Here is a 13275-nt window from a genome sequence, read left to right on the forward strand (position 1 = left end):
CGTAAGGTCAGTGTCCTTAATCTCCGCTTCGACGCTGAGGCTCCAACCGGGAGTCGGCCAGCAGGCCGCCGAAGGGGCGGAAAATGTTAAATTTGGAGGAATCCGTGAAAACCTGGGCAAAAGTGATAATTGGCGCAGGATTGGCCGCGACCGCCGCCGGCGGGATTGCCTACGCGCAAGGCCAGTTCGGCCAGTTCGGTCCGGGCATGATGCACGGCGCCAAGCTGGAGCGCATGTTCGACCGTCTCGACACGGACAAGGACGGTGTCGTGACGATCAAGGAGGCTCTGGCGCTGCCCGATCTGAAGTTCGACGATGCCGACACCAACAAGGACGGCTTCGTCGACCGTGCCGAGGTCGATGCTGCCATCCGCAAGATGATGGTCGACCGGATGATCGCCCGCTTCGACGTCGACGGCGACGGCAAGGTGTCGAAGGAGGAAGCCGAGAAGCCGTTCAAGAAGCGCTTCGCCATCTTCGATCGCAACGACGACGGCAAGGTCACCAAAGACGAACTTCGCCTTGCGGGTCCGGGTTTCGGGCCGGGCGAAGGCTTCGGACCGGGTCCGGGCGGTTGGGGCCGCCACGGCGGCGGCCATCAGGGCTGGGGCGGCCCCGCCGGGGGTCCTGGCCCCGGCTGGGGTCCTGGCCCGGGTTGGGGTCCTGGCCCCGGTTGGGGTCCGGGCGCCGGGCCGGGAGCACCGGGACCCTGGGGGCCGGGTCCGTGGGGCAATGCTCCCGGCGGTTGGGGTCACGGCGGTTGGGGCTACGGCAACTGAACCGAACCGGGCCGCGTGACAGGCCCGGAACGACGCGGGCCGCCCGTCAGCGGGCGGTCCGGATCGGGCCTATCCGCATGCCATGCGGAACCCGGCCGCCCATGACGGGTTATTCTACGGAACCGAAAGGATCCGGTCGAACTTCCGCCCACAATGCCGTCGAGACTGAGTTCGACTGGACGGGCGCGAAGGATTCGCCGAAGTGCCTTCAGTTCGGATAGAACCATCGTGGCGGGATCGGGCCCATCCAATTGGCCGATCCGCGACGAATTTGAGAGATGCCGGGCCGTCAGGCGGCCGGAGCAGGGAGTCACCCGCATGAATAGGATTTCGGCATTTGTGGTGTCGGCGGCCGTTCTCGCCGGCCTCGGCTCCGGCGCGGCGATCGCCGCAACGGGCACCAAGAAGAGCCCGGAAGTGAAGGTGGAGCGCCTGCTCGCCCGCTACGATACCGACAAGGACGGCACCGTGACGCTCGACGAGGTCCGCCAGCGCGTCAAGCTCGCCTTCGGCAAGGCCGATGCCGATCACGACGGCAAGCTCACCAAGGTCGAATATGACGCGGCCCGCCCCAAGGCGAGCCCGGCCAAGCGCGAGAAGACCTTCAACAAGCTCGACGCCAACCATGACGGCGCGATCACCCTTGAGGAGATCGAGGCGAAGACCACGCATCGCTTCGCCAAGTTCGACCTCAACCACGACGGCAAGGTCACCCGGGACGAGGCCCTGACCCGCCTCACCGAAAAGGCGGCCAAGAAGGCCAAGAAGGCCGGCTGATCGCCGTCCTGTCCGATGAGACATCGACGAGACACGGCAGGGCGTCCTTCGGGGCGCCCTTTTCGTTTGGGCCTCGCCATGCCGCCCTTCATCGGCCGGGCGGGCACCGGCCAGCCGGCATGACGCGGGCGCGACGGGGATTGTCGTGCGGGGACCGGGATCACGCCGCGCGGCGGTCCCGGCGCACCGCCGGCGCCTTGGGCAGACGCAGCGAGACGATCGTTCCGACGCCGACGGTCGACGAGATCTTCATCGCTCCGCCATGCAGTTCGACCAGCGAGCGCGCGATCGCCAAGCCGAGGCCCGATCCCTTGTGGGTCTTGGTGAACTGGTTGGCGACCTGGACGAAGGGCCGGCCGAGCTTGCGGACCTCGTCGCGCGGGATGCCGATGCCGGTATCCTGGATCGACATGGTGATCGCGCCCGAGACCGCCCGGACCTTGATGGCGACGCGCCCTCCGGCCGGCGTGAACTTCACCGCATTGGACAGGAGGTTCATCAGGATCTGCTTGATCGCCCGGTGGTCGGCCGTGAAGGTGATGCCGGGCTCGATCTCGGTTTCGACCGCAATCCGCTTGTCCTCGGCCAGCGGCAGCAGGACGCGGGTGGAGTCCTCCACGATCTCGTCGAGCCTGATCTCCTGCGGCTCGAGGGCCAGCGCGCCGGCCTCGATGCGCGACATGTCGAGAATGTCGTTGATGACGCGCAGCAGGAAGGTCCCGCTTTCGTGAATGTCGCGAGAATACTCGACGAACTTGTTCGGCCCGAAGGCGCCGTTCACGCCCTGCGTCATGATGTCGGAGAAGCCGATGATGGCGTTCAGCGGCGTACGCAGTTCGTGGCTCATATTGGCCAGGAAGTCCGACTTGATCTTGTTCGCCTCCTCGGCCCGCGCCTTCTCGCCGGCATATTTCTCGGCCATCTCGACCAATTCCTGCGCCTGACGCTCCAGGGCCTGGCGCGACTGGCGCAGATCCGAGACGGTGCCCATCAGGCGGCGTTCGCTGTCGGTCAGCCGCTCCTCATGGCGCTTCAGCTGGGTGATGTCGGTGCCGACCGAGACGAAGCCGCCGTCCTTGGTGCGCCGCTCGTTGATCTGCAGCCAGCGTCCGTCCTCGATCTGCGCCTCGTAGGTGCGCGAGCCGTCCTCGGGCGGGCCGTCGGCCGGGATCGGCGTATGCACCACCGGCTGGCGCGCCGACAGCATCACGTCCGAATAGGGGGTCCCGGGCTGGACCGCGGCATCGGCGAGATTGTGCAGTTGCTGGTACTTGCTGTTGCACATGACCAGGCGATTGTCGGCGTCCCAGAGCACGAAGGCTTCCGAGATGGTCTCGATGGCATCGCGCAGGCGCAGATCCGCGGTCGCATTGCGCTCGGCAATCTGCCGCTGCTCGGTCACGTCGGTGGCGATGCCGATCAGATGGCGTGCGCCGGTCTCCGGGCGCTCCACCACTTCGGCGCGGATGCGGAACCACAGCCACTGACCGTCCGAACGGCGCATCCGCACGATCGTGTCGACCGTGTCCGTCTCTCCGCTGCGCAGGCGGCGCGCGAGGGCGACGATGTCGATATCGTCGGGGTGCAGCAGTCTCGCCATGTCGGCAAAGCCGATGATCCCGGTCTCGGAGCGCCAGTCCAGCATCTCGAACATGGACGAGGCCCAGAAGATGCGATCCTGCGACAGGTCCCAATCCCACAGGCCGCAGCGGCCGCGCCGGAAGGCGGTCTCCGCGCGGGCCGTCGTGTCGCGATGCAGACTGTCGGTCGCGGCCGCCCGTTCGATCTGGGCGAAATAGGCATAGGTCAATACCAAGAGGATCAGCGCCATGCAGGTGAACATGACCACGTTCGAGCCGAGGCTGGCGCGCCAGTCCGCGAAGACGGCCTCGAAGGTCTCGATCACCGCGACCGAGCCGAGCTTCGGGTCCAGATGGGCGACGGCGGCGAAGGCGGTCTCGCCGGTCGCGAGCTTCAACTCCATGACGCCGGCGCGCGTGCCGAACGTGGTCAGCGGCTGGGCGGCACCGAAGATCTCGATCAGCGAGCGCCCCTCGAAGCGCTGGGCGCGCGGCAGGCTCGCCACAACCCGTCCGCCGGCATCGGCCAGCAGCACGATGCGACGCTCGGGATCCGCGCTCGGCGGCGCCGCCTCGGCGACCGCCGTACGCAGCGCCGTCGCAGCGCCCTCCGCGACGATCGGGTTCTCCGGCCGCGCGAGCGCAGCCGACACGGTCGCGGCAATCAGGCCGGTCTCGTCGCGCGCGAAGGTATGGCGGATCTGATACTCGTCGAACAGACCGGCCGCCCGCACGATCGCCACATAGGCGATGAACAGAATGATCAAAACCGGAATGGATCGCTTCAGGATCGGCTCAGCCTTGAGGAGTTGGTAGTAGGCCGGACCCGCCAGGAGACGGATATGTCCGGCCAATCGCAAGTCTCGCCCGAACATTACGGTCATCCGTGAACGAATCCACAACGATGCCTGGGCAGCCCCCGCCCACGCCATGGAATGGCCCTTCGATGCTTGTGATTGTTATTTCGAAGACTTCGGAACGACCTTCGAATCACCCCGATTTGAATCCAGGCGGACTCGCTTGTCCAGCCTCGTTAGCACCTTTTTAACCATTGTGGCGGGGTCGAGTCTTTCCGGCCACGGCCATGCCCGGGCCGCCGCCGAAGGCGGCGTTTCGCGTTCCAATTCAAGATGTTGAGCGCGCTACTGCAGGCAGCGCGCGGCGATGTCGGCGACATCGCGGGACAGGCCCGGTGCGGCCGCCACCCGCTTCAGTTCGACCTCCGCCTGCGCCCGACGCCGGCCCTCGAGCGCCCGCCACGAGCGGAAGGCCGAGAGCAGCCGCGCGGCGACCTGCGGGTTGCGCTTGTCCATGTCCAGGACCATGTCGGCGACGAAGCCGAAGCCGGCGCCGTCGGCCCGCGCGAACTGGGTTTGGTTGCCGGTGGCGAAGGTGGTGACCAGGGCCCGGAACCGGTTCGGATTGGTGAAGGAGAAGGCCGGATGCCCGGTCAGCGCCCGCACCCTGTCGAGCGTGGCGGCGACCGGTGCCATGGCCTGGACGACGAACCACTTGTCGATCACCAGGCTGTCGCCCTCGAAGCGCCGGTAGAAGTCCGCCAGCATCGCACCCGCTGCCGTCGAGCCGTTCAGCACCAGGGCCGACAGGGCCGCGTAGCGATCGGTCATGTTGTCGGCCGCCTCGTAGTGGGCGACGACGCGTGCCTCGGCGTCCGGCCCGCCGACCAGAAGCAGAAGCTCGAGCGCCATGTTGCGCAGCGACCGGCGGCCGGCCGAGGCCGCATCGGGCGCATAGGCGCCGGACAACGCCAGGCCGTCGTGGAGCCCGGCGAGGACATCCTCGGCCCCCGTCGCGATCGCACGGCGCAGGGTCTCGCGGGCCGCATAGACGCGATCCGGATCGACCTCGGAGCCGATCTCGCGCGCAATGTCCGCCTCGCCCGGCACACCGAGCACCAGGGCGCGGAAGGCATGGTCGAGCCGGTCGTCGGCAGCGATCTGCCGATAGGCATCGATCAGGCGCGTGTCGATCGACATCGCGCGACCGTCGCCGAGCGCCTTGCTGCCCTCGACCAGCGTCCGGGTCGCCAGCGTCTGGGCCGCCTGCCAGCGGTTGAAAGGATCGGCGTCGTGGGCGAGCAGGAACAGCTGGTCGTCGGTGTCGAGATTGACCGAGAGCTTGACCGGCGCGGAGAAGCCGCGCAGCAGCGAGGGAACCGGACGGGCGCCGACGCCGCTGACCACGACCTCGTGGCGCGGCGCCGTCAGCAGCATCACGTCGCCGGCGACCGCGACGCCTTCGATCGACCCATAATCCATGTCCTCGCCGTTCGGCCCGACCAGTCCGAAGCGGACGGGAATCGCCATCGGTTCCTTGGCTGCCTGGCCCGGGCTCGGCGGGCAGGTCTGCTCGAAGGTCAGCCGCAGGGTCTTGGCACCGGGATCGTAGTCCGTCGAGACGGCGAGTTCCGGCGTGCCGGCCTGCCGGTACCACAGCATGAACTGGGTCAGGTCGCGCCCGGTCGCGTCGGCGAAGGCGGCCAGGAAATCCTCGATTGTGGCCGCATCGCCGTCATGCCGCTTGAAATACAGATCCATGCCGGCCCGGAACCCGTCCGGACCCAGCATGGTCTTCAGCATGCGCACCACCTCGGCGCCCTTCTCGTACACGGTCGCCGTATAGAAGTTGTTGATTTCGCGATAGGTTTCCGGGCGCACGGGATGCGCCAGCGGGCCGGCATCCTCGGGGAACTGATGGCTCTTGAGGAGCTTCACGTCCATGATCCGCTTGACCGCGCGCGAGCGCTGGTCGGACGAGAATTCCTGGTCGCGGAAGACCGTCAGGCCCTCCTTGAGGCAGAGCTGGAACCAGTTCCGGCAGGTGATCCGGTTGCCGGTCCAATTGTGGAAATATTCGTGCGCGATCACGCCCTCGATGTGGGAATAGTCCGCGTCGGTCGCGGTCTCGCGCGCCGCCAGCACGTATTTGTCGTTGAAGACGTTGAGGCCCTTGTTCTCCATGGCCCCCATGTTGAAGTCGCTGACCGCGACGATCATGAAGATGTCGAGATCGTATTCGAGCCCGAAGACCTCCTCGTCCCACTTCATCGACCGCTTCAGCGAATCCATCGCGTAGGCCGCGCGCTCGACCTTGCCGTGCTCGACATAGATCTCGAGCGCCACGTCGCGGCCCGACATGGTCACGAAGCGATCGCGCAGCACGTCGAAATCGCCGCCGACCAGGGCGAACAGATAGCTCGGCTTGGGATGCGGATCGTGCCAGACGGCATAGTGCCGGTCGGTGCCGGGAATGTCGCCGCCTTCGATCCGGTTGCCGTTGGCGAGCAGATAGGGCGCCTCCGCCTTGCGCGCCTCGATGCGCGTCCGATAGACGGCGAGCACGTCGGGCCGGTCGAGGAAATAGGTGATCCGGCGGAAGCCCTCCGCCTCGCATTGGGTGCAGTAGTTGCCGCTGGTCCGGTAGAGGCCCATCAGCTTGGTGTTGAGCGCCGGAGCGATGCGGGTGACGATGCGCAGCGTGAAGGCGCCCGCCGGCGGATCGAGCAGGGTGAGCTGCGACGGACCGGCCTCGTAGGCGTCCGGCTTCAGCCGTGCGCCGTCGATCTCGACCGCCACCAGCTCGAGTTCGTCGCCGTCGAGCACCAGCGGCGTGCCGGGCGCGGTGCCGTCGCGCCGTTCCAGGCGCAGGTCGGCGGTCACCTCGGTGGCTTCCGGGTCGAGGCGGAAATCCAACGCCACCGTGCGGATCGCATAATGCGTCGGCCGATAGTCCGCGAGGCGGACCGGCTCGATGCGCGGCGTGTTGGCAGACATGTCCATCATCGGGGCTCTCTGATCGGGGTCCGGCCGCGCCGTCGGTTCAGGCCGCGGTCCGAAGCATGTGAAGGCCCTTTTAGAGCATGACCGCTTCGATCGGAAAGCCGTCACGCTCGCAAGGTATTGCACGGCCTGCAGCGTAGCGGCGTGCGGCCTGCGCGCCTTGAACCATGTCATGGACCGCCGAATCCCGGCCGTCGCACCGCGTCGCCGGGAGCGTCGCCCTCAGGGCCGATCGCGCAGGATCTCGGCGAGCGCCGCGCGCTCCTCCGCGGTCAGATCGCCGCCGGCCGCTTCCCCGGCGGGCACCCGGCGCCGGCGCAGGGCGCCGACGACCAGCACGCCGGCGCCGATGCCCAGGACCGCGAAGGGCGTCACCCAGAGAAGCGCCGTCTCCCATTCGAAGCGCGGATTGAGCAGCACGAACTGGCCGTAGCGCGCGACCAGGAAGTCCTTGACGGCGGCATTGCTGTCGCCGGCGACCAGACGCTCACGCACCAGCACGCGCAGGTCCTTGGCCAGCGGCGCGTCCGAATCGTCGATCGACTGGTTCTGGCAGACCATGCAGCGCAGATCCGCCGAGATCGCCCGCGCCCGCTTCTCCAGCACCGGATCCTTCAGGATCTCGTCCGGCTGCACGGCCGCCGCCGGAACCACCAGAAGCGCAAGGCCGAGCCAGACCCCGGCAGCAATCCCGGCAACGACACGTCCGGCGCGGCGCCCGGACCGGTCCTTCGGGGCCGGGCTCATTCGGCCGCTCCCGCCGGGACGCGGCCGGCGAGACGCGCAGGCACCGGTGCGCCGACGCGCAGGCGCCGGTCGGACAGCGAGACGAAGCCGCCGAGCGCCATCACGACGCAGCCGTACCAGATGAAATTCACGAAGGGCTTCCAGTAGATGCGCACCGCCATGCCGCCGTCGGTCTGGGCGTCGCCGAGCGAGATGTAGAGGTTCGACGCATAGAGGTCGAACTGGCCGATCGCGGCCTCGGTGGTCGGCATCTGGCGGGCCGGATAGAAGCGCTTGGCCGGCCGCAGCGTCGTCAGGACGACGCCGGCGCGCGACACGGCGAAGACCCCGGCCTGTTCCTGGAAGTTCGGTCCCTTGCGCGGCGCCGAGCCCTGGTACTGGACCGTCATGCCGGCGACCTCGACGGTGTCGTTCGGCTTCATGATCAGGATGTGCTCGGTCTTCCAGGCGCTCTCGGCGACGATGCCGACGACCGACAGGCCGACGCCGATATGGGCGATGGTCATGCCCCAGGCCGAACGCGGCAGGCCGCGGGCGCGCCGCAGGCTGGTCCCGAGCGGTTCGGCGAAGAGCCGGATGCGGAAGGCGAATTCGGCCAGCGCCCCGATCACCAGCCAGGCCGCAAGGCCGAAGCCGAGCGCCGCGAGGACCGGGGAGGCGCCGCGGCTGATCCAGCCGGTGATCGCCGCCACCACCAGCGCGACCACGAGCGCCACGGACAGCCGCTCGGCGACCGCACCGAGATCGCCGCGCTTCCAGGCCAGGAAGGGTCCGATCGGCACGACCAGCAGGAGCGGCACCACGATGATGCCGAAGACGACGTTGAAGAAGGGCGCGCCGACCGAGATCTTGTCCCCGGTGACGGCTTCGAGCACCAGCGGATAGAGCGTGCCGACGAACACGGCGAGGCAGGAGACGGTCAGGAACAGGTTGTTGAAGACCAGCGCGCCCTCCCGGCTGATCGGCGCGAAGATGCCGCCCTGCGTCAGCGTCGAGCCGCGCCAGGCGAACAGCGCCAGCGAGCCGCCGATGAACAGGGTCAGGATCAACAGGATGAAGACGCCGCGGGCAGGATCGGTCGCGAAAGCATGCACCGAGGTCAAGACGCCGGAGCGGACCAGGAAGGTGCCGAGCAGCGACAGCGAGAAGGTCAGGATCGCAAGCAGGATGGTCCAGACCTTCAGCGCGTTGCGCTTCTCCATCACGATCGCCGAATGCAGCAGGGCCGTCCCCGACAGCCAGGGCATGAAGGACGCGTTCTCGACCGGATCCCAGAACCACCAGCCGCCCCAGCCGAGCTCGTAATAGGCCCAGTAGGAGCCCATCGCGATGCCGAGCGTCAGAAAGACCCAGGCGGCCAGCGTCCAGGGCCGCACCCAGCGCGCCCAGGCGGCGTCGATGCGGCCGTCGATCAGCGCGGCGACCGCGAAGGCGAAGGAGATCGAGAAGCCGACATAGCCGAGATAGAGCAGCGGCGGATGGATCGCGAGGCCCCAGTCCTGCAGGATCGGATTGAGGTCGCGGCCCTCCATCGGGGCGGGCGACAGGCGCTGGAACGGGTTCGATGTGGCCAGGATGAACAGCAGGAAGGCGGCTGCGATCCAGGCCTGCACGCCGAGCGCGTTGGCCTTCAGCGTCTCGGGCAGATTGCGCCCGAAGGCGGCGACCAGCGCGCCGAACAGGGCTAGGATCAGCACCCAGAGCAGCATCGAGCCTTCGTGGTTGCCCCACACGCCGCTGATCTTGAACTGCAGCGGCTTGGCCGAATGGGAGTTCTCGAAGACGTTGGCGACCGAGAAGTCGGAGACGACCGCGGCCCAGGTCAGCGCGCCGAAGGCGATCGCGACGAACAGGAACTGCGCCAGCGCGGCCGGGCCGGCCACCGCCATCAGCTGCGCGTCGCGCGTCCGGGCGCCCCAGACCGGCAGGATCGATTGGACCAGCGCCAGCGCGAAGGCCAGCACCAGGGCGTAGTGTCCGATCTCGACGATCATCGCATCCGTCCGTTCTCTTCGCCCGTCCGCCGTCCCTGCCGAACCGGCAAGGCCGCGGCATTTCCCTTGCGTGCCGGCCCCGGCCGGCGATGCCGATCACTTCGGCGCGTCAGCACCCTTGTCGCCCTGCCAGTGGCCCTGCGCCTTGAGGCTGTCGGCCACTTCCTTGGGCATGTAGTTCTCGTCGTGCTTGGCGAGCACATGGTCGGCGCGGAAACTGCCCTCGCCGGTCATGCGGCCCTCGGCCACCACGCCCTGCCCCTCGCGGAACAGGTCCGGCAGAATGCCCGTATAGGTGACCGGAATCGAGACCGCCTTGTCGGTGATCTCGAAGCGCACGGTCGTCCCCTCCCCGCGCACCACCGATCCCTCCTTGACCAGGCCGCCCAGCCGGATCCGCTGCTCGGGCGGCAGGCGCTTGGCCATCACGTCGGAGGGCGAGTTGAAGAAGGCGACCGAGTCGGACAAAGCCCAGAAGATCAGTCCTGCCGCAAGGGCGAGGACGGCTCCGGCGGTTCCGATCATGGTCAGGCGGCGCTGCTTGCGGGTCATGCTCCCCTCGGGGCTGTCGGCCGGACGGCGTCCGGCGGTGAATTGGAGCGTCGCAGCCGAAGGACTAGAGCGCCAGCCCCAATCCCTTGGAAAGATCGTCGATGCGGGCGAGGTCGTCGGCACTGGACTTGACCGCCTCGCGCGCCTTGAGGGCGGCGGCGCGCGCCTCGTCCTTGCGACCGAGCACGGCCAGCGAGCGGATCAGGCGCGACCATTCGTCGACACTGCCGCCGCCCTGGTCGAGCCGTTCGGACAGTCGCGCGACCATGCCCTCGATCATGCGGGTGCGGTCTTCGGGCGCCATGCCGGCAGCCGCCGCCATGTCCTCGGCGCTCGGCCCCGGCGCGGCGACGGCCTTGTCGGTCGACGCGGTGCCAGCCTGGCCGGACGGGGCCGGCTGGCCGCCAGGGGCCGGCTGCCCTGACGGGGGGCGTCCGGCGGCAATCTCGGCGGCGGCGAGTTCGCGCCGGGCGGTCGGCAGCCAGGGTGCGTCGGCCCCGGCGCCGGCGATCATCGTCTGCCATGCCGCCACCGCCTCTGCGTGGCGGCCCTCCTGGGTCAGGGCGAGGTTCAGATACATCCGCGCGGCGACGAGACCGGGTTCGGGCGCCAATGCGGCCTCGAAGGCCGCCCGCGCCTCCGCCGTGACGATGCCGCCGGCGACCACCGTCAGCGCCTCGCCGAGCCCGGACTGGCGCCGCGGCGAGGCGCCGAGCGTGCGGATGGCGTTGCGGAAGGCCTGGGCCGCATCGGCGGGCCGGTTGAGACGCAGATAGACCGGGGCGAGCACTTCCCAGCCGCGTCCGTCCTCGGGATTCTGCATCAGGTGGGATTCGACCCGGGCGACCAGATTGTCGATGTCGGCCTGCTCGGGCCGCGCCGCCAGGCGTTCGGACAAGGGCTGGTCGGGCAGATCCGGGGCGCCGGTCGACAGATAGACGCCGAGCGCCACCGCCGGCAGGCCGACCGCTGCCACGATCGCGCCGATCCGGCCGCGCCGGCCCGATCCCCCGCCCGCCTCGGCCGCCGCGCCGCGGGCGGCCTTCAGGATGCGGCGGGAGATTTCCGTGCGGCCCGCCTCGGCCTCGCGGATGCCGATCACGCCGCGCTCGAGATCGCGGTCGATCTCGGCCAGTTGGTCCTTGTAGACGGCGAGGTCGCGGTCGGCCGCCGACAGGTTCGTCTGGCGGGCGCGGGCCATCGGCCCCAGTACCGCCAGGGCGGCGATCGCGGTCATTGCCGCCAGGATGATCCAGAGCATCATGTCGTCCGGCCGTCCGCCTTTCGGAACCGTCGCGCTGAGGGCGCATCGGGCTCCCATGGGTTCGGCGCAGAACCTTGCGGCCGGACGGACCGTCCCGCCGGGTCCTGCGCTGATGCGACGCCGGGGCGGCATGACCGGCCCCTCCGGTCTCCTCCCCTCGCATTCCCGTCTCAGGTATCGTCGGAAACGCGGCGCTGCAATGGCCGAACTCCTACACGAGACCGGCTGACGCAGGTTTGACGGCGGTCAAATCGGCGTCAGGACGCGGCCGCGTGACGGCAGGCCCGATTTGCCGGCAGGATGCATCCGCAGGCGGCCCGTCAGCCGAAGCGCGTCGCGGCCTTGGCGACGCCCTGCTCGCGCGACTTGCGCAGCACGGCCGCATAGTCCTCCCCGAAGACCAGGCCGTTGAGCTTGACCGCCCCGTCCACGGCGGCGATCAGCGCGGCGCGGTCGACCGCCTGATTGGACTTCAGGTCGGCGAAGAGCTTGCCGTTCAGGACTTCGAGCGTCTGTTCGACCTGCTTGCGCGTGCGCACGATCAGGTCGTTGAGCGCGAGATTGTCGGAGGCCAGCCGCGCCTCGCCGAGCAGCCGCACCGCGAATTCGGCATCCTCGTAGGTCGAGACATCGAAGCCGCCACCGAACGATCCGGCCAGCGATTCGACCCGGAGCGCGCGCCGGATCAGGCCGGGGGCCGCCTCGATTTCCTTGCCGATCAGTTCCGACATGTCGCGCCGGGCCGCACCGATGCGCTTGAACCAGTGCGGCACGGTCTCGATCTCGAAGGCGAATTGCAGATTGCGCAGCACCTCGTGGAAGTCGCGCAGCGCCCCGCCGACCTTCATGCGCTCGCGCCGGTCGGCGATCCTGCCGCGCACCAGCGTCACCTGGCGCTCGGTTTCCGACAGGGCGATGTCGATCATGCGCGCATAGCGGCTGCCGGCCAGAAGCCGCGCATCCTGGGTGGCCGCCAGACGAAGTGCCAGCGGGCCGAGCAGCCAGGGGGCGGTGACGCGCGACAGGATCGCGGCACCGACGAAGGCCGCGTCGATCTGGACCTGCTCGACCGCGGTGCGCACGACGGCGACCAGTTGCGCGGAATCGCTCGCCTCGGCGAGCCCGATGGATTTCGGCAGCTGCGCCGACAGGGTCAGGAACTGGCCGTCGCGCTGCAGGACATAGATCACGTCGCGCAATTCGCGGGCGACCGTCTCGCCGCCGAGATGCACGGTCAGTTTCTGCCAGCCCTTGGGATCGGCTTCCGTTTCGCGCAGGCGGGTCAGCACCAGCGGCACCGCGGCCTTGCGGAATCGGCGGGCAACCGGACCGGCATCGGCCGCCGGGTCGCCGGGATCGGCGGCGAGCGCCTCCTCCCATTCGCGCCGGGCGACGTCGCGGATGATCCAGGTCCAGATCGGCTCGATCGCGGCCCGCGCGATGCGGCCGGTCTGCTTGAGCGGCAGGACGGTATCGATGGTGATGGCCGCGAATGGGGCGAGGCCGGCGGCCTCGAGCCGCTCACGCCAGTTCGCTCCTGCCGGCACCGGCGCGGCAGGCGCTGCGGCGGCAGGGGGCGTGGCGGCAGCGCGGGCGGCGTCGGGGAGATTGCCGATGGCCGCGATCACGGCTTCGGTGGCCAGCACCTCGTCGCCGCGCGCACCGGCATTCTGCATGGCGCGCAGGATCAGGCTGCGCGCTGCCGGCGACAGCGATTCCATGTAGGCCAGGACTTTGGACGTCACGAGCCCGTTGTCGGACATGTCTCTGGGGGCCTCGGCA

At 68.9% G+C, this 13275-nt stretch carries 9 protein-coding genes; 2 read left to right on the forward strand and 7 right to left on the reverse strand.

The genetic code is table 11. The features are described 5' to 3' along the window. The first annotated feature begins 140 nt into the window (after nucleotides 1–140). Both KL771_RS06520 and KL771_RS06525 read left to right on the forward strand, forming a co-directional pair. A complete protein-coding gene (locus tag KL771_RS06520) occupies nucleotides 141–779 on the forward strand; it encodes an EF-hand domain-containing protein (RefSeq protein ID WP_261967745.1) in 639 nt (212 codons plus the stop codon). A gap of 318 nt (nucleotides 780–1097) precedes the next feature. Then, entirely contained in the window at nucleotides 1098–1556 is a 459-nt protein-coding gene (locus tag KL771_RS06525) for an EF-hand domain-containing protein (protein WP_261967746.1), read from the forward strand. A 160-nt stretch (nucleotides 1557–1716) separates the two neighbouring features. Here KL771_RS06525 and KL771_RS06530 read toward each other — a convergent pair whose 3' ends face one another. The 7 genes from KL771_RS06530 to KL771_RS06560 all read right to left on the reverse strand — a co-directional run bounded on the left by KL771_RS06530 (nucleotide 1717) and on the right by KL771_RS06560 (nucleotide 13238). Beyond that, complete coding sequence (locus KL771_RS06530; RefSeq protein ID WP_261967747.1) at nucleotides 1717–3990, reverse strand: PAS domain-containing sensor histidine kinase; 2274 nt, start codon at nucleotides 3988–3990, stop codon at nucleotides 1717–1719. A 288-nt stretch (nucleotides 3991–4278) separates the two neighbouring features. Beyond that, on the reverse strand, nucleotides 4279–6930 hold the full coding sequence (pepN, locus tag KL771_RS06535; protein ID WP_261968086.1) for an aminopeptidase N: 2652 nt from the start codon (nucleotides 6928–6930) through the stop codon (nucleotides 4279–4281). Between the two features lie 228 nt (nucleotides 6931–7158). Continuing rightward, a complete protein-coding gene (locus tag KL771_RS06540) occupies nucleotides 7159–7683 on the reverse strand; it encodes a cytochrome c-type biogenesis protein (protein ID WP_261967748.1) in 525 nt (174 codons plus the stop codon). Next, nucleotides 7680–9677 carry a heme lyase CcmF/NrfE family subunit gene (locus KL771_RS06545; RefSeq protein ID WP_261967749.1) on the reverse strand — a complete coding sequence of 666 codons (1998 nt, stop codon included), beginning with the start codon at nucleotides 9675–9677 and terminating at the stop codon, nucleotides 7680–7682. Before KL771_RS06545 ends, KL771_RS06540 begins: the two co-directional genes overlap by 4 nt. 96 nt (nucleotides 9678–9773) lie before the next feature. After that, complete coding sequence (gene ccmE / locus KL771_RS06550) at nucleotides 9774–10229, reverse strand: cytochrome c maturation protein CcmE (RefSeq protein ID WP_261967750.1); 456 nt, start codon at nucleotides 10227–10229, stop codon at nucleotides 9774–9776. A gap of 64 nt (nucleotides 10230–10293) precedes the next feature. Beyond that, nucleotides 10294–11493: a c-type cytochrome biogenesis protein CcmI gene (gene ccmI / locus KL771_RS06555; RefSeq protein WP_261967751.1), complete on the reverse strand. Its 1200-nt coding sequence runs from the start codon at nucleotides 11491–11493 to the stop codon at nucleotides 10294–10296. 320 nt (nucleotides 11494–11813) lie between these two features. Further along, nucleotides 11814–13238: a hypothetical protein gene (locus KL771_RS06560; RefSeq protein ID WP_261967752.1), complete on the reverse strand. Its 1425-nt coding sequence runs from the start codon at nucleotides 13236–13238 to the stop codon at nucleotides 11814–11816. Nucleotides 13239–13275 lie beyond the last annotated feature (37 nt).

Source organism: Prosthecodimorpha staleyi (genome assembly GCF_018729455.1).
Taxonomy (GTDB): domain Bacteria; phylum Pseudomonadota; class Alphaproteobacteria; order Rhizobiales; family Ancalomicrobiaceae; genus Prosthecodimorpha; species Prosthecodimorpha staleyi.